At 66.3% G+C, this 23,946-nt stretch carries 23 protein-coding genes; 16 read left to right on the plus strand and 7 right to left on the minus strand.

Annotation, left to right across the window (positions count from 1 at the left end; genetic code table 11):
- Window positions 1–124: 124 nt before the first annotated feature.
- From purD to ACI2KK_RS14120, 3 genes are all read left to right on the plus strand, one after another.
- Window positions 125–1,420, plus strand: coding sequence for a phosphoribosylamine--glycine ligase (gene purD / locus ACI2KK_RS14110; protein ID WP_404669331.1), 1,296 nt, complete (start codon window positions 125–127; stop codon window positions 1,418–1,420).
- A gap of 135 nt (window positions 1,421–1,555) precedes the next feature.
- The gene (locus ACI2KK_RS14115; protein WP_404669332.1) at window positions 1,556–4,315 is read left to right on the plus strand and encodes a response regulator; all 2,760 of its coding nucleotides are present in this window, start codon (window positions 1,556–1,558) and stop codon (window positions 4,313–4,315) included.
- Window positions 4,316–4,498: 183 nt separating this feature from the next.
- Complete coding sequence (locus tag ACI2KK_RS14120) at window positions 4,499–5,095, plus strand: MarC family protein (protein ID WP_217840506.1); 597 nt, start codon at window positions 4,499–4,501, stop codon at window positions 5,093–5,095.
- Here the strand turns inward: ACI2KK_RS14120 and ACI2KK_RS14125 are convergent.
- The 7 genes from ACI2KK_RS14125 to cobG form a co-directional block, all read right to left on the minus strand.
- On the minus strand, window positions 5,092–5,715 hold the full coding sequence (locus ACI2KK_RS14125) for a hypothetical protein (protein ID WP_404669333.1): 624 nt from the start codon (window positions 5,713–5,715) through the stop codon (window positions 5,092–5,094). The genes ACI2KK_RS14120 and ACI2KK_RS14125 overlap by 4 nt on opposite strands.
- On the minus strand, window positions 5,708–6,388 hold the full coding sequence (locus tag ACI2KK_RS14130; RefSeq protein ID WP_404669334.1) for a hypothetical protein: 681 nt from the start codon (window positions 6,386–6,388) through the stop codon (window positions 5,708–5,710). The genes ACI2KK_RS14125 and ACI2KK_RS14130 overlap by 8 nt, the downstream gene beginning before the upstream one ends.
- A gap of 58 nt (window positions 6,389–6,446) precedes the next feature.
- The gene (locus tag ACI2KK_RS14135) at window positions 6,447–7,127 is read right to left on the minus strand and encodes a hypothetical protein (protein ID WP_404669335.1); all 681 of its coding nucleotides are present in this window, start codon (window positions 7,125–7,127) and stop codon (window positions 6,447–6,449) included.
- A 92-nt stretch (window positions 7,128–7,219) separates the two neighbouring features.
- Complete coding sequence (cobJ, locus tag ACI2KK_RS14140) at window positions 7,220–8,911, minus strand: precorrin-3B C(17)-methyltransferase (RefSeq protein WP_404669336.1); 1,692 nt, start codon at window positions 8,909–8,911, stop codon at window positions 7,220–7,222.
- Window positions 8,908–9,639 carry a precorrin-2 C(20)-methyltransferase gene (locus ACI2KK_RS14145; protein ID WP_404669368.1) on the minus strand — a complete coding sequence of 244 codons (732 nt, stop codon included), beginning with the start codon at window positions 9,637–9,639 and terminating at the stop codon, window positions 8,908–8,910. Before ACI2KK_RS14145 ends, cobJ begins: the two co-directional genes overlap by 4 nt.
- Entirely contained in the window at window positions 9,639–10,265 is a 627-nt protein-coding gene (locus ACI2KK_RS14150; RefSeq protein ID WP_404669337.1) for a precorrin-8X methylmutase, read from the minus strand. Before ACI2KK_RS14150 ends, ACI2KK_RS14145 begins: the two co-directional genes overlap by 1 nt.
- The gene (gene cobG, locus ACI2KK_RS14155; RefSeq protein WP_404669338.1) at window positions 10,258–11,583 is read right to left on the minus strand and encodes a precorrin-3B synthase; all 1,326 of its coding nucleotides are present in this window, start codon (window positions 11,581–11,583) and stop codon (window positions 10,258–10,260) included. Before cobG ends, ACI2KK_RS14150 begins: the two co-directional genes overlap by 8 nt.
- Window positions 11,584–11,785: 202 nt before the next feature.
- On the opposite strand from cobG, the gene cbiE reads away from it, so the two are divergent.
- The 13 genes from cbiE to cycA all read left to right on the plus strand — a co-directional run bounded on the left by cbiE (window position 11,786) and on the right by cycA (window position 23,836).
- Window positions 11,786–12,997: a precorrin-6y C5,15-methyltransferase (decarboxylating) subunit CbiE gene (gene cbiE / locus ACI2KK_RS14160; protein WP_404669339.1), complete on the plus strand. Its 1,212-nt coding sequence runs from the start codon at window positions 11,786–11,788 to the stop codon at window positions 12,995–12,997.
- Window positions 12,990–14,084: a cobalt-precorrin-5B (C(1))-methyltransferase gene (locus tag ACI2KK_RS14165; RefSeq protein WP_404669340.1), complete on the plus strand. Its 1,095-nt coding sequence runs from the start codon at window positions 12,990–12,992 to the stop codon at window positions 14,082–14,084. The genes cbiE and ACI2KK_RS14165 overlap by 8 nt, the downstream gene beginning before the upstream one ends.
- Complete coding sequence (locus ACI2KK_RS14170) at window positions 14,081–14,833, plus strand: cobalt-precorrin-6A reductase (protein WP_404669341.1); 753 nt, start codon at window positions 14,081–14,083, stop codon at window positions 14,831–14,833. Before ACI2KK_RS14165 ends, ACI2KK_RS14170 begins: the two co-directional genes overlap by 4 nt.
- A 59-nt stretch (window positions 14,834–14,892) precedes the next feature.
- Window positions 14,893–15,123 carry a type II toxin-antitoxin system VapB family antitoxin gene (vapB, locus tag ACI2KK_RS14175; RefSeq protein ID WP_404669342.1) on the plus strand — a complete coding sequence of 77 codons (231 nt, stop codon included), beginning with the start codon at window positions 14,893–14,895 and terminating at the stop codon, window positions 15,121–15,123.
- Complete coding sequence (gene vapC, locus ACI2KK_RS14180) at window positions 15,123–15,533, plus strand: tRNA(fMet)-specific endonuclease VapC (RefSeq protein WP_404669343.1); 411 nt, start codon at window positions 15,123–15,125, stop codon at window positions 15,531–15,533. Before vapB ends, vapC begins: the two co-directional genes overlap by 1 nt.
- A gap of 80 nt (window positions 15,534–15,613) precedes the next feature.
- Complete coding sequence (locus ACI2KK_RS14185) at window positions 15,614–16,051, plus strand: NfeD family protein (protein WP_369988296.1); 438 nt, start codon at window positions 15,614–15,616, stop codon at window positions 16,049–16,051.
- A gap of 27 nt (window positions 16,052–16,078) precedes the next feature.
- Window positions 16,079–16,933: an SPFH domain-containing protein gene (locus tag ACI2KK_RS14190; RefSeq protein WP_404669344.1), complete on the plus strand. Its 855-nt coding sequence runs from the start codon at window positions 16,079–16,081 to the stop codon at window positions 16,931–16,933.
- A 270-nt stretch (window positions 16,934–17,203) separates the two neighbouring features.
- A complete protein-coding gene (locus tag ACI2KK_RS14195) occupies window positions 17,204–17,593 on the plus strand; it encodes a DUF2946 domain-containing protein (RefSeq protein ID WP_404669345.1) in 390 nt (129 codons plus the stop codon).
- A 49-nt stretch (window positions 17,594–17,642) separates the two neighbouring features.
- Window positions 17,643–18,125, plus strand: a complete 483-nt coding sequence (locus tag ACI2KK_RS14200; RefSeq protein ID WP_404669346.1) for a copper chaperone PCu(A)C — start codon at window positions 17,643–17,645, stop codon at window positions 18,123–18,125.
- Window positions 18,126–18,143: 18 nt separating this feature from the next.
- Complete coding sequence (locus tag ACI2KK_RS14205; RefSeq protein WP_404669347.1) at window positions 18,144–18,587, plus strand: DUF2946 domain-containing protein; 444 nt, start codon at window positions 18,144–18,146, stop codon at window positions 18,585–18,587.
- Between the two features lie 69 nt (window positions 18,588–18,656).
- Window positions 18,657–20,723, plus strand: a complete 2,067-nt coding sequence (locus tag ACI2KK_RS14210) for a TonB-dependent copper receptor (protein ID WP_404669348.1) — start codon at window positions 18,657–18,659, stop codon at window positions 20,721–20,723.
- A gap of 55 nt (window positions 20,724–20,778) precedes the next feature.
- The gene (locus tag ACI2KK_RS14215) at window positions 20,779–22,143 is read left to right on the plus strand and encodes a PepSY-associated TM helix domain-containing protein (protein WP_404669349.1); all 1,365 of its coding nucleotides are present in this window, start codon (window positions 20,779–20,781) and stop codon (window positions 22,141–22,143) included.
- A gap of 286 nt (window positions 22,144–22,429) precedes the next feature.
- Window positions 22,430–23,836, plus strand: a complete 1,407-nt coding sequence (gene cycA / locus ACI2KK_RS14220; protein WP_404669350.1) for a D-serine/D-alanine/glycine transporter — start codon at window positions 22,430–22,432, stop codon at window positions 23,834–23,836.
- Window positions 23,837–23,946 lie beyond the last annotated feature (110 nt).

The following is a 23,946-nucleotide window of genomic DNA, read 5'->3' on the forward strand; positions in this document are numbered from 1 at the left end:
AAGCGGCCCCGGCAATTTGTGCTGCGAAGCTGAAAAGCTGGGGCCGCTACGCGCCCCTTTCGCGACACAAGGCCGCTCCTACAGGGAACGCGGATCGCCGTCATACAGATTTCGAGGTTTTGACATGAAAGTTTTGATCATCGGCAGCGGCGGCCGTGAGCACGCCCTGGCCTGGAAAGTCGCCCAGGACCCACGCGTCGAGAAAGTCTTCGTGGCCCCCGGCAACGCCGGCACCGCCATCGAGCCCAAGTGCGAGAACGTCGCCATCGACGTCTGCGCCCTGGAACAACTGGCCGACTTCGCCGAGAAAAACGTCGACCTGACCATCGTTGGCCCGGAAGCACCGCTGGTCATCGGCGTGGTCGACCTGTTCCGCAGCCGTAACCTTGCCTGCTTCGGCCCAACCAAGGGTGCAGCCCAGCTGGAAGGCTCCAAGGCCTTCACCAAGGACTTCCTGGCCCGCCACAAGATCCCCACCGCCGACTACCAGAACTTCACCGAGATCGAGCCGGCCCTGGCCTACCTGCGTGAAAAAGGCGCACCGATCGTGATCAAGGCCGACGGCCTGGCCGCAGGCAAGGGCGTGATCGTCGCCATGACCCTGCAGGAAGCCGAGGACGCCGTGCGCGACATGCTCGCCGGCAACGCCTTCGGCGAAGCCGGTTCGCGCGTGGTCATCGAAGAGTTCCTCGACGGCGAGGAAGCCAGCTTCATCGTCATGGTCGACGGCCACAACGTGCTGCCCATGGCCACCAGCCAGGACCACAAGCGCGTCGGCGATAAAGACACCGGCCCGAACACCGGCGGCATGGGTGCCTACTCCCCGGCCCCCGTGGTCACCCCGGACGTGCACCAGCGGGTGATGGACCAGGTGATCTGGCCGACCGTGCGCGGCATGGCCGAGGAAGGCAACGTCTACACCGGCTTCCTGTACGCCGGCCTGATGATCGACAAGGCGGGCAACCCCAAGGTCATCGAGTTCAACTGCCGCTTCGGCGACCCTGAGACCCAGCCGGTCATGCTGCGCCTGGAATCGAGCCTGGTACTGCTGATCGAAGCCGCCTTCGCCAAGGCCCTGGACAAGGTCGAAGCGCAGTGGGACCCGCGCCCGAGCCTGGGCGTGGTGCTGGCTGCCGGCGGCTACCCGGGCGACTACGCCAAGGGTGACGCCATCAGCGGCCTGGACGCAGCAGCACAAATCGAAGGCAAGGTGTTCCATGCCGGCACTTCGCTCAAGGATGGCCAGGTAGTCACCAACGGTGGCCGCGTGCTCTGCGCCACTGCCATGGGCGCCAGCGTGGCCGACGCACAGCAGCAGGCTTACCGCCTGGCCAAGGAAGTCAGCTGGAATGGCAGCTTCTACCGCACCGACATCGGCTACCGGGCAATTGCCCGCGAGCGCGGTGAACAGCAGCAGTAATGTTGTACCGAACGGCCGCGCAGCCTTGCGCGCGCGGCCTTCGGCTCGTCGACAAGGCCCCTCGGGGCCTTGCCTTCGCCTTGGCCCGCCGCGCATAGTTATTGCCTGGCTCATTCGCTAAGAAAGGATTTCGTCGTGCGTCGGCTTCGGATTGCCACAGCCCTTATCGTCAGCCTGCTGACCCTGCTCTGCCTGCTCCCGGCCCACGCCGAACAGGCCGCAGGCTGGTCTGCGCTGCTCGATGAGCAGGCAAGCCTGCAGCTTTCCGACGTACGCTCCGAGCGTTACCGCAACCAGTTCAGCCCCGTCACCCTCGAAGAACTGGATGCCGCCCTGCCCGACCAGGCCCTGTGGCTGCACTATCGCCTGCTGCCCAGCGACAGTGAACAGCTGGTGCGCATCTTCGCCCCCGACCTGTCACGCCTGGACCTCTATGCCCTCGAAGACGGCAAGCTGCTGCGCCAGCTGCACCATGGGCACCAGGGCGAAAGCTCCGACTTGCACGGCAGCGACCACATCCTGCCGCTGCCGCACAGCAAGCAACCGGTGGACATCTACCTGCGCCTGGTGTCCGAGCACCAGCTACGCCCGGCCATAAGCCTGGAGCCTGCCGCCACGGCCGCTGCGGACCAGCGCCTGCCGTTGCTGTTCGGCGTACTGTTCGGCGGCCTGGCGATGCTGATCGTGCACAACCTGATCCGCTTCGCCTACACCCGCTCCAGCACCACGCTGATCCTGGCCCTGTACCACGGCCTGATGCTGCTCAGCGCCTTGATTCTGCTCAACCTCAGCGGGCCCTGGTCGCACCTGTGGTACAGCGCGCAAACCCAGACCGCCTACCTCACCCTGGTGCTGGCCGGGCTGGCCGGCCTGTATTTCACCCAGCACTTCTTCGCCCGCTGCAATTCGGCACGGCTCAACCGCCTGCTGCAGGGCGAGATGCTGGTGGTCGCGGTCAGCGGCCTGGTGTTGCTGTTCGTCGACACCCTGCCGCTGAACCTGATGACCTACGCCCTGATGGCCCTTGGCAGCCTGAGCATGTTGCTGGTCAGCGCCTACCACTGGCACAAGGGTTTCGTGCCGGCACGGCTGTTCGCCCTGGCCATGCTGGTGTTCAACCTCGGCGGCCTGGTGCTGCTGCCGGCGCTGCTCGGCCTCACCCGCACCCCCACCCCCTGGCTGCTGTGCATACTGATGGTACTGACCCTGGCCAGTGGCCTGCTGCTCAATCTGTCGGTGAGCGAGCGCCTGCGGCGCATGAGCGAGGAGCGCTTCCGCGCCAGCCGCGCCCTGGCCGCCAGCGACGCCGAGATCAACGCCAAGGCCGAGTTCCTGGCCAAGATCAGCCACGAAATCCGCACCCCGATGAACGGCGTGCTGGGCATGACCGAGCTGCTGCTGGGCACGCCGCTGTCGGTCAAGCAGCGCGACTACGTGCAGACCATCCACAGCGCTGGCAACGAGCTGCTCACCCTGATCAACGAGATCCTCGATATCTCCAAGCTCGAATCGCGGCAGATCGAACTGGATGACGTGCAGTTCGACCTCAACGCGCTGATCGAGGACTGCCTGAACATCTTCCGGGCCAAGGCCGAGCAGCAGAACATCGAGCTGATCAGCTTCACCCAGCCCCAGGTACCGCGGGTGGTCAGCGGTGACCCGACACGCCTGCGCCAGGCCCTGTCGAGCCTGCTCGACAACGCCCTGAAGAACACCGACCAGGGCGAAATCCTGTTGGTAGTGGCCCTCGACCAGCGCAGCGATACCCCCCGCCTGCGCATCGCCGTGCAGGACAGCGGCGCGCCCATGCCACCGGCCGAACGCGATGCCCTGCTGCAGGCCGAACTGCACAGCCGCCACTTCCTCTCCAGCAACAAGCTCGGCGGCCACCTGGGCCTGGTGATCGCCAAGCAGCTGATCGCCCTGATGCAGGGCGAGTTCGGCATCAAGACCAGCACCAGCATGGGCAACACCCTGTGGCTGACCCTGCCGCTGGACCCGCAACGCCTGGAACAGCCGCCGGCCGACTTCGACGGCCCGCTGCGCGAGGCACGGGTGCTGGTGGTGGACGACAACGACACCTGCCGCAAGGTGCTGGTGCAGCAGTGCAGTGCCTGGGGCATGAACGTCAGCGCCGTGCCGTCGGGCAAGGAGGCGCTGGCGCTGCTGCGCACCAAGGCGCACCTGCGCGACTACTTCGACGTGGTGCTGCTGGACCAGAACATGCCCGGCATGACCGGCATGCAGCTGGCCGCCAAGATCAAGGAAGACCCGAGCCTGAACCACGACATCCTGGTGGTCATGCTCACCGGCATCAGCAACGCCCCGAGCAAGATCATCGCGCGCAACGCCGGGATCAAGCGCATCCTCGCCAAGCCCGTGGCCGGCTACACCCTCAAGACCACCCTGGCCGAAGAGCTGGCCCTGCGCGGCCGCGAACAGGCCATGGCGCTGCCACCCAGCAGCACGGCGCAACCGCTGCACCTGCCGGGCGACTTCCGCATCCTGGTGGCCGAGGACAACAGCATCTCGACCAAGGTCATCCGCGGCATGCTCGGCAAGCTGGACCTGGAGCCGGACACCGCCAGCAACGGCGAAGAAGCGCTGCAGGCAATGAAAGCCAGGCACTACGACCTGGTGCTGATGGACTGCGAAATGCCGGTACTGGACGGTTTCAGCGCCACCCAGCAGCTGCGCGCCTGGGAATCGGCCAACCAGCGCCCGCGCACGCCGGTGGTGGCGCTGACCGCGCACATTCTCGCCGAGCACAAGGAACGCGCACGCCTGGCCGGCATGGACGGGCACATGGCCAAGCCGGTGGAGCTTTCGCAACTGCGTGAAGTCATCCAGTACTGGGCGGGGAAGCGGCAGGTAGTGACCGACCCACTGGACTGAAACGCCGCCGGCAGCGCTGTCGATGTAGGAGCGGCCTTGCGTCGCGAATGGGCTGCGCAGCAGCCCCCGGCCATTTTTGCTGTAGCGAGATCCCGGGGCCGCTCTGCGGCCCTTTCGCGACACAAGGCCGCTCCTACAGGTTCCATGCTATACAGTGACATCCCCCCGCCGCGGACCACCCCCATGCTCCATGAGTTGTTCAGCGTCTACCTGAAGATGCTCGTGCTCTACAGCCCGTTCTTCGTGCTTTCGTGCTTCATCAGCCTGACCCGCGGCTACTCCGGCAAGGAGCGCAAGCAACTGGCCTGGCGGGTGGCGATCGCCACGCTGGTGGCCAGCGTGCTGCTGTACCTGTTCGGGCGGGTGATCTTTGGCGTGTTCGGCATCACCGCCGATGCGTTTCGCATCGGCGCAGGCTCGGTGCTGTTCATCTCGGCCCTGGGCATGGCCCAGGGCAAGTCGGCGATCCAGACCGACAACGTGCAGCAGGACGTGACCATCGTGCCGCTGACCATCCCGCTGACCGTGGGCCCGGGCACCATCGGTGCGCTGCTGGTGATGGGGGTGAGCCAACCGCACTGGGATGACAAGCTGCTGGCCATCGTCAGTATCGCCCTGGCCAGCTTCACCGTGGGCCTGGTGCTGTACCTCTCGCACCGTATCGAACGCATTCTGGGCGACCAGGGCCTGCAGATCGTCAGCCGCCTGATGGGGCTGTTCGTCTGCGCCCTGGCTGCGCAGATCATCTTCACCGGGATCAAGGGCTACCTGGTCAGCTAGCTGTCGTAATCCAGCACACGCGCCCGGCAAAGCTGAACCACGCGGTCCTGAACCTTGGGCAGGTAACTTTGCTCGAACGCCTGGATATTGAAGCGCACCAGCTCCGCACGCACGTTGCGATGGCTGCGCTTGCGGCTGATGAAGCCCGCACGGAACGCCGATTGGGTGTCCGTCTCGTGGTAGAGCACCATGTCCACCCGGCCAGCGCCCGCCGGCGCACAGGGCAGTAACTGAAAGTGCTGGCGTTCGTAGGCATGCTGCTCCAGTGCCAGCAACGCCGCTGCGCTACCAGGCAACCGGCCCATGGAAAGGCTGCAGGCCTCGGCAAAGTGCTCGCCAGCGGTTGCCGCAATGGTCTGCAGCACCTGATCGACCTGGCGTGCACGGCCCTCGTCCGGCCAGTGGACCTGCTCCGCCGACACCGCGTCCCAACCCATGAACCTGAGCTGGTTACGGTAGTAAGTGAACCAGTCGTCGAGCAAACCTTCCTTGCTGACCGACTCGGCCGCGCGCTCGGCCATGGCCAGCGCCAGTTTCACCGACGCCTTGCGTGCCTTGGTAATGCCCGGCAGGAACGTGACGATCCCGGCGCCAATCACCGCAGAGTTGGCCTCAAGCATGCTCGCCTCCTGCCGCGCCGCCCCCCAGGTCGAAGCACCACGCCCCCTGTTCATCCCGGTCTTTCATCAGCGCCCGCAGCTCATCACGCTGGCTTTGGAACCGCCCATTGTCCAGCGCCAGCGAAACCCCGTAGAACTCGATTTCGCCGCCGAGCAATTGCTCGCGCAACAGCGCGTCCAGGCTGATATTCGGGACCGCTGCCTCGCGTTGCAGGGTGATGCTGCAAAGGTCGAGCACCGGCCCCGGCTTGAGTACCCCGATTTCGACCGCCACCCGGTTGCCCTGCACGGCGAACTTGAACAGGTGGGCAAAGCCCTCGGCCGACCCGCTCAGTTGCGCCTTGACCGCAGCCAGTACGGCCTCGTGCTCGATCGAGCGCATTCGCAACCAGGCCTCCAGGGGTTGCGTCCGGCTGCCGTCGAGGGTTTGCCCCAACCGTTTGAAATCATGGGTTTGCGCCAGCTTGATCCAGCCCAGCGGGTGGTAGGCATTGCGATAGGCCCGGTACCAGCTTTCATGGTCGGCAAAACGTGACCCGGCTTGCTTGTTCGCCACCAGTTGGGCGTACAGGATCGAATCGAAGGCGGCTTGGCGTTGTTCGCTCAAGGCGTGGGGAGGGTGCAGCAACGCCGTTGCACCAATCAACATCAGTGGCTCGATTGCTCTGTCCATCACTTGGCCTCATCAGAAGGTCCGAAAAGGGCGGCGCCCTGACGGCGCCGCCGCACGCTCAGATGTCGTACTGCAGAACGTTCTCGACGCTGCGCACGCCAAGTTTGTTTTCCACGGTTTCGCGGACCTTGTCGTAGACGAAATTATTCAGCGTGAGCACGGCGGTGCCCGCGTAGTACTCGGACTTGTCCAGGGTCCACTGGATACCCAGCACATCGCCGTCGAACTCAGGTGCACGGGCCTTGATGCAGCTGACCACCATGACCACATCGTTGTTTTCGGTTTCGATGCAAGCTGCCAGGCCAACCATGCCGCGGGCCTTGTTCTTGCGCTTGTGCTCGATGATGCGGGCGTCGCTCTCGACCGTGGTCAGCTTGTCGAACGCGCTCTTGGCCAGCGCGCCCAGCGCCGTGCCGCCCAGCAGCGCACTGCCGACCACACCGATGGTGCGCACTGCAACGGCGCCTACGGTGACAGAGAACTCTGCAGAGGTTTCCAGCTCGTAGCTGCGCCGGGGGATGGTGAAGCCGACATCACGCATGACATCGATGAACCGGTCGTACCATTCGCGGCTCTGGGTTTCGGCATCGAAAGCCTTGTCGGCCACCAGGGTGGCAAAGTGGTAGGCGTTCTTGACGTCGTGACGGCTCTGCGAAGACATGCCTGCGCCGCAGGCGAGCAGGTTGCCTTCGACCAGTATTGCGCTGTCGTTTGCGGTGACCTGTGTTTGCTCGGACATTGGGAAAATCCTTCAAGGTAGCCCCTGGATTAGGGGCTGCCACCATAGCCAGCGCGCCATGGGGGCAGAACCTTGAAGGATTTCCCAACAGGCTAGGTTGCCGAAGGGTACCAGCGCGGCGTGTAGGCCCATACACCCCCCGCCAGACGCGGGAATGTGCAGGTTGTCGACGAACCCACCAGTACCATGGTGCGCATGTCGACCATCTCCGGCACCAGTTCGGCCAGGGTTACGACCCTGAGCGTCTGCCCCGGCCTGCCGATATCGCGGCCAAGGACTACAGGCGTATTCCCGTCGCGGTGTCGGCGCACCACATCCAGTGCTACCCCCAGCTGGTGCGGCCGGGATTTGGAGATCGGGTTGTAGAACGCCAGCACCAGGTCGGCCTGGCACGCAAGGTCCAGGCGCTTTTCGATGATCGACCAGGGCTTGAGGTTGTCCGACAGCGACATCACGCAGAAGTCGTGCCCCAGCGGTGCGCCGGCCTGCGCTGCAGTGGCCAGCGATGCCGAAACACCCGGCAGGACCTCAAGGTCGACCCGATGCCAGGCCGGGTCGGTGGATTCGTGCAGCGCCTCGAGCACTGCAGCTGCCATGGCGAACACCCCAGGGTCTCCGGATGAGACCACCACCACCGAACGCCCTTGCGCGGCCAGCGCGAAAGCATGCCGGGCACGCTGCATCTCTTCGCGGTTGTCGGTGCAGTGCTGCACCTGGTCATCACGGAACGGGCCGGCCATGCGCACATAGGTTTCGTAGCCAAGTACATCCTCGGCACGGTCCAGCTCGGCACGCACCGCAGGGACCATCAACTCGGCAGCGCCGGGGCCAAGGCCGATTACCGCCAGGCGGCCGCGCTTGCGGCCAACCTGATGCACATCCACCGGCGCGTCGGCGATGGCGATGGCCACACCGCCGAGCGTTTGCACAACGGCCTGCGGCAGCGCCTGCGCAAGCATGGCTTGCAGGTTATCGGCGCCGGGCGCAAAGCGCAGGCCGACATTCAATACGCGGGCGGCCTCGTGTAGCGCAGGCTCGGCCATGTCGGCTTCGCTGGCCAGAAGGCCGGCCAGCGAAGCTTCGGCGATGCCCGCAACGCGCAAGCTGTCACGCACCTGCTGAACTACATCGGCACTACCGGCAGCCACCGCCACCACCACGCAGCGAGCATGGATCAACAACTCGTCACGACTGGTAGGGCGCACCGAGCACCCTACGTGAATGGTCCGTTGTGCGCTGTCGCTGGCCGGCAACTGCGCCTGCGCCAGCCACGGGGCATGGCCTTCGATGCGCACCGCCTCGCCCGCCAGCAGGTCGGAAACAAAACGCTTGCCCTGCTCAAGGTCTGCCAGCGCATAGCCCTGCGGCGGGTTCAGCAGGCAAGTGCCGAAACGCAGCTCGCCGCTGGTGGTGATCGCAGCGTTCACCCCAAGCACCTCGGCCATTTCCCGGGCCATGACATTGACCCCGGCCAGCCCGCCCAGCAGCGGCACCACCGCGCTGCCGTCCTCGGCCACCGCCAGCACCGGCGGCTCGCTGCCCTTTTCGCCCAACAGCGGCGCCAGGGTGCGAATGACAATGCCTGCAGCGCACAGGGCGATGATCGGCGTGTCCTGCTGGTACAGCGCGCGCAAGGTGTCGCCGAACGACTCGTAGAAGCGCTCGGCCTGCTCCACGCGCCCTTGCAGGCCATGGATCTGCGCCTGTGGGTAACGCTGCTGGATACGCCGCGCGGTGGCCAGGCTGCCCGGGCCGAGAATGACGATCGCCGGGGCCCTGTTCATCCCTGCCATTTTTCACCCGGCACGATGATCAGCGAGAAGTACGGCGAAGACTGCGGGTCGACCGCGTCCAGCGCGACGATCTTCTGGTTGGCCATGGTCGCGCGCTCGACGTACAGCGCGCGGCTGTCCATGCCCAGCTCGCCCAGTACCTGGCGCACCTTGGGGAAGTTGCGCCCCAGCTTCATGATCACCGCCGCGTCGGCGTCGGCCAGGCGGCGCTTGAGCTCTTCATGGGGCAGCACGCCGGACAGCACGGTCAGGGTCTGGTTGCGGTACACCAGCGGTGCACCCAGCACCGAGGCGCCACCGAGCATCGAGCACACGCCGGGGATCACCTGCGCCTCGTAGCGCGAGGCCAGACGATCGTGCAGGTACATGTAGGAGCCATAGAAGAACGGGTCACCCTCGCAGATCACCGCCACATCGCGCCCGGCATCCAGGTGTTCGGCCACCTGCACGCTGGCTTCGTCGTAGAAGTCGCTGATCACCTGTTCGTAGGACAGCGGCGCCGGCAACGCCTCGGTGGTCACCGGGTACACCAGAGGCAGCAAGGTCTGCTCAGCCTGCAGGTGCGCCTCGATAATGCCAAAGGCATTGCCGCGCTTGCCCTTGGCCACGAAGTACGCCACCACCGGCGCTTCGCGCAGCAGGCGCAGGGCCTTGAGCGTGATCAGCTCGGGGTCGCCAGGGCCCACGCCCAGGCCCAGCAGTCGTCCGCGTGCGTGCATCATTCCACCTCCGTGGCCAGGGCATTGACCGCAGCCGCCGCCATGGCGCTGCCGCCCAATCGGCCCTGCATGATCACGAACGGCACGCCGCGGCTGTCGGCGGCAAGCATCGCCTTGGACTCGGCCGCGCCGACGAAGCCCACCGGGAAGCCGAGAATCAGCGCAGGCTTGGGCGCGCCGGCATCGATCATCTCCAGCAGGTAGAACAGTGCGGTGGGCGCGTTGCCGATCACCACCACGCTGCCTTCCAGGTGCGGGCGCCACAGCTCCAGGGCCACCGCCGAGCGGGTGTTGCCCACTTCTTGTGCCAGGCCCGGCACGCTGGGGTCGCGCAGGGTGCAGATCACCGGGTTGTTGGCCGGCAGGCGGGCGCGGGTGATGCCTTCGGCGACCATGTGCGCATCGCACAAGATCGGCGCACCGTTCTTCAGCGCCTCACGGCCGGCGGTGCCGGCGCCTTCGGAGAACTGCAGGCCGTCGATGGCCTCGACCATGCCGCAGGCATGGATCACCCGCACGGCGAGTTTTTCCAGGTCGGCGGGGATCCGCTCGAGGCGGGCTTCCTCGCGGATGATGCGGAAGGAATTGCGATAGATCTCCTGACCATCGCGGATGTATTCAATCATCAAGGTGCTCCGTCGGCAGGTCGAGCATGGCGCCTGCTTCTTCTGGGGTAAGGTCGCTCGCGTGCAGCCGGCCGAAGCCCGGCAGGCGCGCGTCGCGCAAGTAAAGGTCGTAGCGGCCCGGGGCACGGGCCAGCAGGGTGGCCGGGGCAACATGGGCCACGGCGCAGGAACGTTGGCAGGCCGACAGGTGCACGCTGCCGGGGGCGCCGTGGTGCAGGTGCGCAGCCAGGGTGACGGCATCGGCCTTGGTATTGGCCAGAGCCTTGGCGCAGCCGGCCGAACCGGTGCAGGCCGCTACTCGGGCCAGGGGGTGGGCGGTTTCACAGAGCATGCCGAGCGCCTGCAGTTCGGCCTGGGCCTGGTGTACATGGGCAGGGGCCAGCGAGGTGATCACCAAGCCCTGCCACGGGCTCAGGCGCAGGCTGGAATCGCCCCATTGCCGGGCGATAGCAGCAACCGCACGCAGCATGGCCGGGGTCAGGCGGCCCAGCGGCGGCGCCACCCCCAAGGCGATACCCTGCTGCTGGCGCAACACGCCCAGCCAGGGCGTGGCGGCGGCCGGGCGGCGCCAGCCGGGCGGTGCATCGACGAAGCGAAGCGCCAGCCCGTCAACAAAGCCCTGCGCCGGGCAGCTTGCCAGCAATTGGCGCATGCGCGACTGCTCGGTGCTGGCCAGGTCGAGAAAGCGTTCCAGCACCGCGCGCACCAACGCCAGGCCTTGCTCGACCGGCACCATGCCCAGTGCAGGTTCTCGGGCCGGGCAGCCGGCCAGGCCGAATGCCAGCCAGGTGCGCTGGCCGTGCACCAGCGCGGACAACCAAAGGTCATGGGGGTGCTCGAGCATGGCCAGGCCCTCACCGCCGTCCAGCTGCACAGCGAACTTGGCCGACAGCTGATGAAAACGCGGCGTGGACTCCAGCAACTGAAGGATCTGCCCGGCCAGCGGCCGGGTATCCAGCAGCATCGCCGGGTCGAGGCCGGCCAGCGGGCTGAGCATCAGGTTGCGCACATCGTCGCCAGCCGCATCGCGGGGGCCCAACCCGGCCTCCAGCAGGTGCTCGACCAGGCCTGCGTGGTCGGTGCCAATGCCGCGGATCTGCAGGTTGGCGCGGTTGGTCGCCTCGATCACCCCGCCAGCAAAACGCTCTGCCGCGTCTGCCACCGCCTCGGCCTGCTCGGCCAGCAGCAGCCCGCCGGGCAGCTTGATGCGGCAGATGCCGCCATCGCGCGCGGCAACGATGCGCCACAACCCCGGGCAGGCCGAGGGGCGGGGCGAAACGGCGGGGGTTCGGGGTTGCTTCAAGGGGGCGTCCAGCAATCGTGAAAGTGCGCTTGAGTGTAGAAGGCGCGGTATTATGCCTGCTTTGTCCGGCGGCATGAAAAACCGGCGGTCGAACGCATGAATCAAACGTGGGAGCGGGCTTGCCCCGCGATTGCGCATGTCAGGCTGGCCAAGTTGCCTGCCTTATCGCCATCGCGGGGCAAGCCCGCTCCCACGACGCACCTACAACGAGGAACGCATGGCCCCCTGGCTCACAGTTACAGGCATCGGCGAAGACGGCTTCAGTGGCCTGGGAAAACAGGCCCGTCGCGCACTGCTGTCAGCCACGCGCATCTTCGGCAGCCCGCGCCAACTGGCCCTGTTGCCGCGCTGCGTCACCGGCGAACGCCTGCCCTGGCCGAGCCCATTCTCCCTGGCCGACGTGCTGGCCCTGCGCGGCGAGCCGGTGTGCGTGCTGGCCAGCGGCGACCCGATGTTCTACGGCGTCGGCGCCAGCCTTGCGCGCCAGGTGCCGGCCGACGAAATGCAGGTGCTGTCGATGCCCTCCTCCTGCGCCCTGGCTGCCGCCCGCCTGGGTTGGCCGCTGCAGGACGTGCAGGTGGTGTCGCTGGTGGCACGCCCGTTAGCTGCGCTCAACGCCCATCTTTACAGCGGCCTGCGCCTGCTGGTGCTGAGCAACGACCAGCACAGCCCCGCCGCCATCGCTGCCCTGCTGCGCGAACGCGGCTTCGGCCCCAGCCAGCTGCGGGTGTTCGAGCACCTGGGTGGCATCGATGAACGCCAACTGGCCGGCAGCGCCGATGACTGGCGGCACAGCGATATCGCCGCGCTCAACCTGGTGGCCATCGAGTGCCAGGCGAGCCCCGATGCCATGCGCCTGCATCGTGCCAGCGGCCTGCCCGACAGCGCCTTCCGCCACGATGGCCAACTGACCAAGCGCGACGTGCGCGCAATCACCCTGGCGCGCCTGGCACCACAACCCGGCGAGCTGTTGTGGGATGTGGGTGCCGGCTGTGGCTCAATCGGCATCGAATGGATGCGCGCCCACCCCAGCTGCCGCACCCTGGCCATCGAGGCCGACGAAGGGCGCCAGGGTTTCATCGAACACAACCGCGATGCGCTGGGCGTGCCTGGCCTGCAGTTGGTGCGCGGTAAGGCACCGCAGGCGCTGCAAGCGCTTGAACAGCCCGATGCGATCTTCATCGGCGGCGGCGTCACCGGCGACGGCGTGCTGGCCCTGTGCTGGGAGCGCCTGCGCCCGGGCGGGCGGCTGGTGGCCAACGCCGTCACCCTGCAAAGCGAGGTGATGCTGGCGCAGTTTCGCGAGACCCACGGCGGCGAGCTGACCCGCATCCACATCGCCCACACTCAGCCGCTGGGCGCTTTCGATACCTGGCGCCAGGCCTTGCCGATCACCCTGCTGGACGTGGTGAAGCCCGCCAATGCGTGAAGAAACCCGCGAACAGCCCGCGCCGCTGCGCAGCGGCCTGACCACCGGCAGCTGCGCCACCGCCACCAGCCTGGCAGCGGCGCGCCTGCTGCTGAGCGGCCAGCACAACGACGCGGTGGCCATCACCCTGCCCAAGGGCAAGGTGGTGCAGATGCGCCTGGAGTTCTGCCACCTGCTCGGCGACGGCGCCGAGGCCGGCACCCTCAAGGATGCCGGCGACGACCCCGATGTCACCCACGGCGCCCTGCTGTACAGCCAGGTGCGGCTGATTGCCGAGCCCGGCGTGCGTTTTGTTGCAGGCAGTGGCGTCGGCACCGTGACCCGCCCCGGGCTGGTACTGGGCGTGGGCGAGCCGGCGATCAACCCGGTACCACGCAAGATGATCGGCGACCACCTGCAGCAACTGGCCAGCGAGTGCGGCTATGCCGGTGGCTTCGAGGTGACGGTGAACGTGCGCGATGGCGAAGCCCTGGCGCTGAAAACCATGAACCCGCGCCTGGGCATCCTCGGCGGGCTGTCGATCCTGGGCACCAGCGGCATCGTCCGGCCGTTCTCCTGCTCGGCCTACATCGCCTCGATTCACCAGGGCATCGACGTTGCCCACACCAACGGCTACACACACATCGCCGCCTGCACCGGCAACGCCAGCGAAGACACCATGCGCCGGGTCTACAACCTGCCCGAGATCGCCCTGATCGAGATGGGCGACTTCGTCGGCGCAGTGCTCAAGCACCTGCGCAAAGTGCCGGTGGCGCGCCTCACCCTGTGCGGCGGCTTCGGCAAGATCAGCAAGCTTGCCGCCGGGCACATGGACCTGCACAGCCGCCATTCCAGCATCGACCTGCCGCAACTGGCCGGCTGGGCCGCTGGCATAGGCGCCGATGCCACGCTGCAACAGGCGATAACCGGCGCCAACACCAGCCAGCAGGCCCTGGCCCTGGCCCACGCTGCCGGTATCGCCTTGGGCGATGAAGTGTGCCGCCACGCCCTGGCCTTCGCCCGCAGCGTGGTGCCGGCCCAGGTGCAGGTGGAGGTGTTCGCCATCGACCGCCAGGGTGGCATCGTCGGCCAGGCGGGGGTGCCATGAGCGGGCGCATCCTGTTGCTGGGCGGCGTCACCGAGGCCCTGGCCATCGCCCGCAAGCTCGGCCCGCAGCATGTGTACAGCCTGGCCGGCATCGGCCGGGTACCCAGCGACCTCAGCTGCCAGGTGCGGGTCGGCGGCTACGGCGGTGCCGAGGGCCTGGCGGCTTACCTGCGTGACCAAGGTATCGACCTGCTGATCGACGCCACCCACCCCTACGCCGCGCAGATCAGCGCCAACGCCGCCCAGGCCGCGCGCAGTGCCGGGGTGGCCTGCTGGGCCCTGCGCCGCCCGGCCTGGCAGGCGCAGGCCGGTGATGACTGGCGCGAGGTAGCGGGCTGGGACGAGCTGATCGCGGCCCTGGCAGCGTTCCGGCGACCGCTGTTCACCCTGGGCCGTGAGCCGTTGCAGCACCTGGACGAAATCCCGCCGCACCAGTTCTGGACCCTTCGCGCCCTCGAGGCTTGCCCGGGCAACGAGCGCTGCGAGGTGATTGGCGCCCGCGGGCCGTTCAACATCGACGACGAGCGCGCGCTGTTCGAGCGGCGCCAGGTCGATGTGCTGGTGAGCAAGAACAGCGGCAGCGCGGCCACCGAGCCGAAGCTTGAAGTGGCGCGGGAGCGGGGGGTGCCGGTGCTGGTGCTCAGGCGGCCCCGGCTGCCGGACGTGGATCGGGTTTTTGATGATCCGCAAAAGATGGTGGAAGAGCTCGAAAGGCGTTGCGCATTGCCAGGCCAATGTATATCCCTTTGACATATACGCACCTGAGCATAAACTTCAGACATACTTTTGCGCTTTCAAGGAGGCAGATCATGGAGCAAGGTGCAGTCTTCAAAAGCAACCGCAGCCAGGCCATTCGCATGCCCAAAGCTCTCGCCCTTCCCGAAGACGTCACCCGCGTGGACATCGTCGCGGTCGGGCGCTCGCGCATCATCTCGCCTGCAGGTGAAGCCTGGGATCTCTGGTTCGAAGGCGATGATGTGACCCCGGACTACATGGCAAGCAGGGAGCAACCCGCCGACCAGGAGCGCGAAGGATTCTGATGCTCAGATACATGCTCGACACCAACATCTGCATTTTCACCATCAAGAACAAACCACAGCAGGTGCGCGAAGCCTTCAACCGCCACCATGGCCAACTCGCCATCAGCACCGTGACGCTGATGGAGCTTGTCTACGGTGCCGAAAAATCTGCCGTACCCGAACGTAACCTCGCCGTGGTAGAAGGTTTCATCGCACGCCTTGAAGTGCTCGATTATGACGACTTGGGTGCAGCCCACACCGCCCAATTGCGTGCCGAGTTGGCCAAAGCCGGTACCCCTATCGGGCCTTATGACCAGATGATTGCCGGCCATGCACGTGCCCGAGGCCTGGTGCTGGTTACCAACAATGTTCGTGAGTTCCAACGCGTGCCCGGCCTGCGTGTTGAGGACTGGCTCTCGCCTGAAGGCTGATGACGTCATGGTGCGGCAATGGCCCTGTGCCTTGTTCTTGCCGTAAACTCACCTCCCCTCTACTGGAAGGCCCCACCCATATGGAAATGCAATGGTGGATCTGGCTCGTCTTCGGCGTAGCCCTGATCTTGCTGGAACTGGTCCTGCCCACGTTCTTCATTCTCTGGTTCGGCATTGGTGCCGTGCTGGTGTCGTTCATCGCCCTGCTTGCCCCCAGCCTGCAACTCGACATGCAGGGGCTGCTGTGGGTGGTGTTCTCGTCCCTCACCACACTGCTGTGGTTCAAGGTGTTCCGCAGCAAGAAGCCTGACGTGCGCTGGACCGCCGACAGCGTGATCGGCGAGGTCGGCCTGCTGACCGTGAGCGTGTCGCCGTTCCAGAAAGGCCGGGTGCGCTTCCAGAAGCCGATCCTGGGCAACGAGGAATGGACCTGCGTCGCCGACAGCGACATCCCCGCCGGCGAGCGCGTGCGCCTGGCCGCCATCGAAGGCAACACCGCCCGCATCACCCGGGCCTGAACCCGCACTAAAAGGAAGTTTGCAAACATGACCAGCCTCATCGTCGTCGGCACCCTCGCCGCATTCGTACTGATCACCGTGTTCAAGGGCGTGCGCATCGTGCCCCAGGGCGAAGAATGGATCGTCGAGCGCCTGGGCCGCTACCACAGCACCCTCAAGCCGGGCCTTAACATCGTCATCCCGTACATGGACGTGGTCGCCTACCGCCTGCCGACCAAGGACATCATCCTCGACGTGCAGCAGCAGGAAATCATCACCAAGGACAACGCGGTGATCGTCGCCAACGCCCTGTGCTTCGCCAAGGTGGTCGACCCGCAAAAAGCCTCGTACGGCGTGCAGAACTTCTCGTTCGCCGTCACCAGCCTGACCATGACCTCGCTGCGCGCCATCGTCGGTGCCATGGACCTGGACGAAGCGCTGTCCAGCCGCGAACAGATCAAGGCACGCCTGCGCGAAGCGATGTCCGAGCAGACCGAAGACTGGGGCGTGACCGTGCGCTCGGTGGAAATCCAGGACATCAAGCCTTCGCCAAGCATGCAGACCGCCATGGAGCGCCAGGCTGCCGCCGAGCGTGAGCGTAAAGCCGACGTGACCCGCGCCGAGGGCAACAAGCAGGCGGCCATTCTGGAAGCCGAAGCACGCCTGCAGGCAGCCAAGCTGGATGCCGAAGCCCAGGTCAACCTGGCCGAAGCTTCGGCGCGGGCCATCACCCTGGTCAAGGAAGCGGTGGGCAGCGAGACCGTGCCGGCCATGTACCTGCTGGGTGAGCGCTACATCGGCGCCATGGAAAACCTGGCCGGCAGCGACAACGCCAAGGTGGTGGTCTTGCCCGCCGACCTGCAGGAGACCGTGCGCGGCTTGATGGGCCGCAGCAAGGCCTGATATCGCCGGGGGGGCCAGGCCACATCGACAGGGATCGCATAATGATCAGACTCATGCGATCCCTGTGGGAGCGGGTTCACCCGCGAAGCAAGCGACGCGGTGCCTGGCACCGGCTACGCCGGTGTTCGCGGCTGAAGCCGCTCCCACAGGTCAGTGGGCAGCCTGTGATGGCCAACCCCAACCCCAAGGTGCGGCACTTCACCGCACCCAGGCATTTTTACCTATACTCCGCCGTACAATAGCCACCACGATTCCTGACCGGATCTCTCCATGCCCCCACGTCGGCACATTGCCTGGATAGCCTGCCTTGCAGTGCTGTTCAACCTGCTGGCCATGCCGCTTTCCTCTGCCGCGTCCAAGGGCCCGGCCGAGCAGCTGCTGTGGGGGGCCTTCTGTTCGAGCATGGCGAACAAGGCCAAGGTCGATGTCCAGGCCCTGGCCAAGATCGACCTGGGCCCGCAAAGCGACGACAGCGCCAGCATGATGAACTGCTGGTGCTGCTCGGGCGCAGCGCCCCTGCTGGCCCTGCCCGGCTACCCGGCGCAGTTGCACACCCCGCAGCGGCTGCCCGCAAGCGAAGCGCCGGCCCTTGCCGACTACCAGCCCACGCCGCGCCAGCTATGGCCAGCGCTAAACCCCCGAGCCTCTCCGCTGGCCTGAGTTCACCAAGCTTTCTGCTGCCTGAACCTCGACAGACCGGAGAACCACCATGCTCAAGCAAGCCCTCGTACTGGCCGCCCTGCTGCTGCCCGGCGCCTACGCCAACGCCCATGAATACAGCGTTGGCGAGCTGCACATCGCCCACCCTTGGTCGCTGGAACTGCCGCCCAACGCGCCCAACGTGGCGGCTTACTTCATCGTGCACAACAACGGCAAGAGCGACGACCGCCTGCTGTCGGTGGACACCCCGATCAGCAACGACGCACAGCTGCACGAACACACCATGACCGCCGGCGGCACCATGAAGATGCAACAAGTTGCCAGCGTGCCGGTGCCCGCCGGCAAGGACGTGGTGTTCGCCCCCAGTGCCTACCACGTGATGATCTTGCAGCCCAAGGACCGCAGCCTGCTGGCTGATGGCAAGCGCTTCCCGCTGACCCTGCACTTCGAAAAAGCCGGTGACATCACCGTCGACGTCGCCGTGCAGAAGCAGCCGCCAGCCGACCAGCCAGGTCACGAACACACGCACTGACCCTGACTGGCGCTCGCCATGAGCCTGCCGCGCAACAGCTCCGCCCGCAGCACCCGCCCTGACCGCAGGCGCGTCGGTGGCGGCTGGCTGAGCCTGTTCGCCATGTGGATGATCTTCATCGGCCCGCTGATCTCTCAGTCGATGCCGATGGAGCACCACGCCGGCATGAACATGTCCATGGACATGAGCATGCCGATGCCCGCCAGCCACGCCCATGGCAGCCAGCACGAGCATCACCAGGGCCACGGCAACGATGGCCAGTTGCATGTGATGTGGGAAAAATGCGGCTACTGCAGCCTGCTGTTCAACTGCCCCGCCCTGCCGCAAACCCTCAGCCCGCTCAGCGCGGGCAGCGTGCTTCCCCCCGCTCACCTCACCAATGCCACGCGCCAGGGCCATGCCCGGCAGGCTGTATTCCCTGGCGCGCGCAGCCGCGCGCCACCCCGCTCGATCAGCGCCTGACGCCACACCCCAAACGCCCGAAGCCACGAAGGCTTCGTGCCTGTGCCTGACTGATCGACTGGAATCACTATGTCCAGCTGTACCCCTGTATCCGTGCTCTCGCTGCGCGGCACCCTCGCCGTGCTCTGCGGCTCGCTGCTCGCGCCCCTGGCCCTGGCCGCCGAAACCGGCCACGAAGGCCATGACGTCGATGCCCCCGAGCTCAGCCCCACAGTGATCACCGCCGTGGCGCCCAGCTCGCCGCTGACCGTGGTCACCAACCCCAAGGACCCGCGCCAGCCGGTGCCCGCCAGCGACGGCGCCGACTACCTCAAGACCATCCCCGGGTTCTCGGCCATCCGCGCCGGTGGCACCAACGGCGACCCGGTGCTGCGCGGCATGTTCGGCTCGCGCCTGAACATCCTCACCAACGGCGGCGTGATGCTCGGCGCCTGCCCCAACCGCATGGACGCCCCGACGTCCTATATCTCGCCAGAGACCTACGACCGCCTCACCGTGATCAAGGGCCCGCAAAGCGTGATCTGGGGCCCCGGCGGTTCGGCCGGCACCATCCTCTTCGAGCGCGAGCCTGAGAAGTTCGGCGAGCTGGGCAGCCGGGTCAACGCCAGCTTGATGGCCGGCTCCAACGGCCGCTTCGACAAGGTGCTCGACGCCGCCGCCGGCAACAGCCTGGGTTACGCCCGCTTCGTCGGCAACCAGTCGCACTCCGATGACTATGAGGATGGCAACGGCGACACCGTGCCCTCGCGCTGGAACAAGTGGAACGGCGACGTCGCCCTGGGCTGGACCCCCGACGCCGACACCCTGCTGGAGCTCACCGCCGGCAAGGGCGATGGCGAAGCCCGCTACGCCGGGCGTGGCATGGACGGTGCGCAGTTCAAGCGCGAAAGCCTGGGCCTGCGCTTTGAAAAGTCCAACCTCGGCGAGGTGCTCGACAAGCTCGAGGCGCAGGTCTACTACAACTACGCCGACCACGTGATGGACAACTACAGCCTGCGCACCCCGTCGGGCACCGGCATGATGGCCGGCCCCATGGCCGCCGCCGTCGACCGCCGCACCCTGGGCGCGCGCATCAAGGCCACCTGGCGCTGGGCCGATGTGCAGCTGATCAGCGGCATCGACGCGCAGACCAACGAGCACCGCGCGCGCAGCGCCATGGGCATCGACACTTACAAGGACAAGCCCTGGGACAAGGACGCCGACTTCCATAACTACGGCGCCTTCGGCGAGCTCACCTGGTACCTCACCGGCGATAACCGCCTGATCAGCGGCGCGCGCCTGGACCGCGCCTCGGCCAAGGACTACCGCAGTGACAGCGCGACAAACGGCAACACCCGCGCCGACACCCTGCCCAGCGGCTTCGTGCGCTACGAGCACGACCTGGCGGCCGTGCCGGCCACCACCTACATCGGCCTCGGCCACGCCCAGCGCTTCCCCGATTACTGGGAGCTGTTCTCCCCCGACCAGGGCCCGGCGGGCAGCCGCAACGCCTTCGACAGCATCAAGCCAGAGAAGACCACCCAGCTGGACTTCGGCATCCAGTACCAGGGCGAACGCCTGGAGGCCTGGGCCTCGGGCTTTGTCGGGCAGGTGCGCGACTACATCCTGTTCGACTACCGCACCGGCATGATGGGCATGAGCAGCACCCAGGCGCAGAACATCGACGCGCGCATCATGGGCGGCGAACTGGGCGCGGCCTACAAACTGACCGAAAACTGGAAGGCCGATGCCACCCTGGCCTACGCCTGGGGCAAGAACAGCAGCGACGGCAAGGCGCTGCCGCAGATGCCGCCGCTGGAAAGCCGCCTGGGCCTGAGCTACAGCCGCGACGCCTGGAGCGTCGGCAGCCTGTGGCGGGTGGTGGCGGCGCAGAACCGCATCGCCGAGAACCAGGGCAACGTGGTGGGCAAGGACTACCAGAAGAGCGGCGGCTTCGGCGTGTTCTCGCTCAATGGCGCCTACAAGGTCAGCCGCAACCTCAAGCTCAGCGCCGGCGTCGACAACCTGTTCGACAAGGCCTACGCCGAGCACCTGAACCTGGCCGGCAACGCAGGCTTCGGCTACCCGGCGGCCGACCCGCAACCGGTGAACGAACCCGGCCGCACCTTGTGGACCAAGGTCGACTTCAGCTTCTGACAACAACAAACGGGCGCGGGCCTGACCGCGCCCAACCAGCAACACGGGAGGCTCCATGAGCAAACCAAAGGTATCGTTCTACAACCTGGCATGGCGCTGGCATTTCTATGCCGGGCTGTTCGTCGCGCCGTTCATGATCCTGCTGGCGATCACCGGGATCATCTACCTGTTCAAGCCGCAGCTTGACCCGTTGCTGTACCGCGACCTGATGGTGGTCGAGGCCGGCGAGCATCGGCAGAGCGCCGACAGCCTGCTGGCCACGGTGCAGCAGGTGTACCCAAAAGGCCACATCGGCCAGTACCTGCCACCGCTGAACGCCGAACGCAGCGCGCAGTTCGTGGTGCACGAAGGCGGGCGCGAACTGAACGTATTCATCGACCCCTACAGCGGCAGATGGCTGGGCCAGCAGGACGCCAAGCAGAACCTGCAGGCCATCGCCCGCGCGCTGCACGGCGAGCTGATGGTCGGCACCGTTGGTGACCGCCTGGTGGAGCTGGCCGCCGGCTGGGGCATCGTGCTGGTGGTGTCGGGCCTGTACCTGTGGTGGCCGCGTGGGCGCAGCAGCGCCGGGGTGCTGTGGCCACGTTTCAGTGCCCGCGGGCGCCTGCTGTGGCGCGACCTGCACGCGGTCACCGGCTTTTGGGGTTCGGCGCTGTTGCTGCTGATGCTGATCAGCGGCATGACCTGGACCGGCATGTGGGGCAAGCAGTACGCCGAGCTGTGGAACCGTTTTCCGGCGGCCATGTGGAACGATGTGCCGAAGTCCGACAAAGAGGCGCGCGAGCTCAACAGCGCGCACCGCCAGACCGTACCCTGGGCGGTGGAGAACACGCCGATGCCGGTGTCCGGCGCCCACGCCGAGCATGCCGGCCACCACATGCTGGACCAGGCACCCGCCGCGCCGCAGGTGACCCTGCAGCAGGTCGAGGACGTGGCCACCCTGCGCAAGGTCGAACCGGGCTACAGCATCACCATTCCGACCAGCGCCGAGGGTGTGTTCACCATCGCCGTGTTCGCCGACGACCCGCGCAACGACGCCACCCTGCATGTCGACCAGTACACCGGCAAGGTGCTGGCCGATGTGCGCTGGCAGGACTACAGCCCGGTGGCCCGCGCCACCGAGCTTGGGGTGATGCTGCATGAAGGCAAGATGTTCGGGCCAGTGAACCAGATCATCATCCTGCTGGTGTGCCTGATGATTCTGCTGGGCTCGGTGAGCGGGCTGATGATGTGGTGGAAGCGCAAACCGGCAAGCGGGCTGGGCGTGCCGCCGCTGCGCCATGACCTGCCACGCTGGAAGACCGCCGTGGGAGTGATGCTGGTGCTGGGCGTGGCGTTCCCGCTGGTGGGGGTGTCGATGGTCGTGATGTGGGTGGTGGATAGCCTGGTGGTGCGGCGCCGGGTGATGGCCAGCGCCTGAAAGGGTTCCAAGCGGTGCATCCTGTAGGAGCGGCCTTGTGTCGCGAAAGGGCTGCGCAGCAGCCCCGACAATTCTTCATGATGCACAAATCCTGGGGCTGCTGCGCAGCCCTTTCGCGACACAAGGCCGCTCCTACAGGGATCGACGGTTGCCTGCGATGAAGCCGGCACACAGACAACTGCTATCCAAAACCAGTGTCGATCTGTCACGCCCCCATCTGGGACGGGCGTGTTAGCCTACCCGGCTACCTCGTACAAGAAGACTGACACTCAACGGAATGCAGCCAATGACCCAACCCACTTCACCGCAGGCTGACGACCAGCACCTGCAACGCAACCTGACCAACCGCCACATCCAGCTCATCGCCATTGGCGGTGCCATCGGCACCGGCCTGTTCATGGGCTCGGGCAAGACCATCAGCCTGGCCGGCCCGTCGATCATCTTCGTCTACATGATCATCGGCTTCATGCTGTTCTTCGTCATGCGCGCCATGGGCGAACTGCTGCTGTCGAACCTCAACTACAAATCGTTCATCGACTTCTCCGCCGACCTGCTCGGCCCCTGGGCCGGCTACTTCACCGGCTGGACCTACTGGTTCTGCTGGGTGGTCACCGGCATCGCCGACGTGGTGGCGATCGCCGCCTACACGCAGTTCTGGTTCCCGGAGCTGCCGCAGTGGATACCGGCGCTGACCTGCGTGGCGGTGCTGCTGTCGCTGAACCTGGTGACGGTGAAGCTGTTCGGCGAAATGGAGTTCTGGTTCGCCCTGATCAAGATCGTCGCCATCCTCGGCCTGGTCGCCACCGGCCTGTACATGGTCATCACCGGCTTCCAGTCGCCCAATGGCGACACCGCGTCGCTGGCCAACCTGTGGAACGACGGCGGCATGTTCCCCCACGGCCTGATGGGCTTCTTCGCGGGCTTTCAAATTGCCGTGTTCGCCTTCGTCGGCATCGAGCTGGTGGGCACCACCGCCGCTGAGGCCAAGAACCCCGAGCGCACCCTGCCGCGGGCGATCAACTCGATCCCGATCCGCATCATCGTGTTCTACGTGCTGGCGCTGATCGCCATCATGGCAGTTACCCCGTGGCGCGACGTGGTGCCGGGCAAGAGCCCGTTCGTCGAGCTGTTCGTGCTGGCCGGCCTGCCGGCAGCGGCGAGCATCATCAACTTCGTGGTGCTCACCTCGGCCGCCTCGTCGGCCAACAGCGGCGTGTTCTCCACCAGCCGCATGCTGTTCGGCCTGGCCCAGGAAGGCGATGCACCCAAAGCGTTCGAGAAACTCTCGCGCCGCTCGGTGCCGGCCAACGGCCTGTACTTCTCCTGCACCTGCCTGCTGCTGGGCGCGGTGCTGATCTACCTGGTACCTGACGTGGTCGAAGCCTTCACCCTGGTGACCACGGTGTCGGCAGTGCTGTTCATGTTCGTCTGGACGCTGATCCTGCTGTCGTACCTGAGCTACCGCAAAAACCGCGCGGCGCTGCATCAAGCGTCGAGCTACAAGATGCCCGGCGGGCGCTTCATGTGCTACGTGTGCCTGGCATTCTTCGCCGGCATTCTGGTGCTGCTGAGCCTGGAAGCCGACACCCGCTCGGCGCTGGTGGTGACGCCGATCTGGTTCCTGCTGCTGGCAGTGACCTACCAGTTCGTGCGCAGCAAGCGCCATGCGCGTACCGCAGTGCGTAATGGCTGAATTCAAGTGGGGCCGCTGTGCGGCCCCTCACTACGCTCGTGCAGGCGGGTATCGCGCCAGGAGGGTTACGCGAGATCTTCATACACGCGTCGCCCCCCACCACCTCAGCC

The sequence above is a fragment of the Pseudomonas sp. NPDC089406 genome, from assembly GCF_044900265.1.
Classification (GTDB): Bacteria; Pseudomonadota; Gammaproteobacteria; order Pseudomonadales; family Pseudomonadaceae; genus Aquipseudomonas; species Aquipseudomonas fakonensis.

What these genes read in the sequence shown, in the direction of transcription:
- ACI2KK_RS14125 (WP_404669333.1), bottom strand. Translation starts at nt 5,715, where the DNA reads ATGCTTGAGGCCAACTCTGCGGTGATTGGCGCCGGGATCGTCACGTTC.
- ACI2KK_RS14185 (WP_369988296.1), top strand. Translation starts at nt 15,614, where the DNA reads ATGGAAATGCAATGGTGGATCTGGCTCGTCTTCGGCGTAGCCCTGATC.
- vapC (WP_404669343.1), top strand. Translation starts at nt 15,123, where the DNA reads ATGCTCAGATACATGCTCGACACCAACATCTGCATTTTCACCATCAAG.
- ACI2KK_RS14190 (WP_404669344.1), top strand. Translation starts at nt 16,079, where the DNA reads ATGACCAGCCTCATCGTCGTCGGCACCCTCGCCGCATTCGTACTGATC.
- ACI2KK_RS14205 (WP_404669347.1), top strand. Translation starts at nt 18,144, where the DNA reads ATGAGCCTGCCGCGCAACAGCTCCGCCCGCAGCACCCGCCCTGACCGC.
- ACI2KK_RS14165 (WP_404669340.1), top strand. Translation starts at nt 12,990, where the DNA reads ATGCGTGAAGAAACCCGCGAACAGCCCGCGCCGCTGCGCAGCGGCCTG.
- ACI2KK_RS14135 (WP_404669335.1), bottom strand. Translation starts at nt 7,127, where the DNA reads ATGTCCGAGCAAACACAGGTCACCGCAAACGACAGCGCAATACTGGTC.
- ACI2KK_RS14130 (WP_404669334.1), bottom strand. Translation starts at nt 6,388, where the DNA reads ATGGACAGAGCAATCGAGCCACTGATGTTGATTGGTGCAACGGCGTTG.
- cycA (WP_404669350.1), top strand. Translation starts at nt 22,430, where the DNA reads ATGACCCAACCCACTTCACCGCAGGCTGACGACCAGCACCTGCAACGC.
- ACI2KK_RS14200 (WP_404669346.1), top strand. Translation starts at nt 17,643, where the DNA reads ATGCTCAAGCAAGCCCTCGTACTGGCCGCCCTGCTGCTGCCCGGCGCC.
- ACI2KK_RS14215 (WP_404669349.1), top strand. Translation starts at nt 20,779, where the DNA reads ATGAGCAAACCAAAGGTATCGTTCTACAACCTGGCATGGCGCTGGCAT.
- ACI2KK_RS14145 (WP_404669368.1), bottom strand. Translation starts at nt 9,639, where the DNA reads ATGCACGCACGCGGACGACTGCTGGGCCTGGGCGTGGGCCCTGGCGAC.
- cobJ (WP_404669336.1), bottom strand. Translation starts at nt 8,911, where the DNA reads ATGAACAGGGCCCCGGCGATCGTCATTCTCGGCCCGGGCAGCCTGGCC.
- cbiE (WP_404669339.1), top strand. Translation starts at nt 11,786, where the DNA reads ATGGCCCCCTGGCTCACAGTTACAGGCATCGGCGAAGACGGCTTCAGT.
- ACI2KK_RS14120 (WP_217840506.1), top strand. Translation starts at nt 4,499, where the DNA reads ATGCTCCATGAGTTGTTCAGCGTCTACCTGAAGATGCTCGTGCTCTAC.
- ACI2KK_RS14170 (WP_404669341.1), top strand. Translation starts at nt 14,081, where the DNA reads ATGAGCGGGCGCATCCTGTTGCTGGGCGGCGTCACCGAGGCCCTGGCC.
- purD (WP_404669331.1), top strand. Translation starts at nt 125, where the DNA reads ATGAAAGTTTTGATCATCGGCAGCGGCGGCCGTGAGCACGCCCTGGCC.
- ACI2KK_RS14150 (WP_404669337.1), bottom strand. Translation starts at nt 10,265, where the DNA reads ATGATTGAATACATCCGCGATGGTCAGGAGATCTATCGCAATTCCTTC.
- vapB (WP_404669342.1), top strand. Translation starts at nt 14,893, where the DNA reads ATGGAGCAAGGTGCAGTCTTCAAAAGCAACCGCAGCCAGGCCATTCGC.
- ACI2KK_RS14210 (WP_404669348.1), top strand. Translation starts at nt 18,657, where the DNA reads ATGTCCAGCTGTACCCCTGTATCCGTGCTCTCGCTGCGCGGCACCCTC.
- ACI2KK_RS14195 (WP_404669345.1), top strand. Translation starts at nt 17,204, where the DNA reads ATGCCCCCACGTCGGCACATTGCCTGGATAGCCTGCCTTGCAGTGCTG.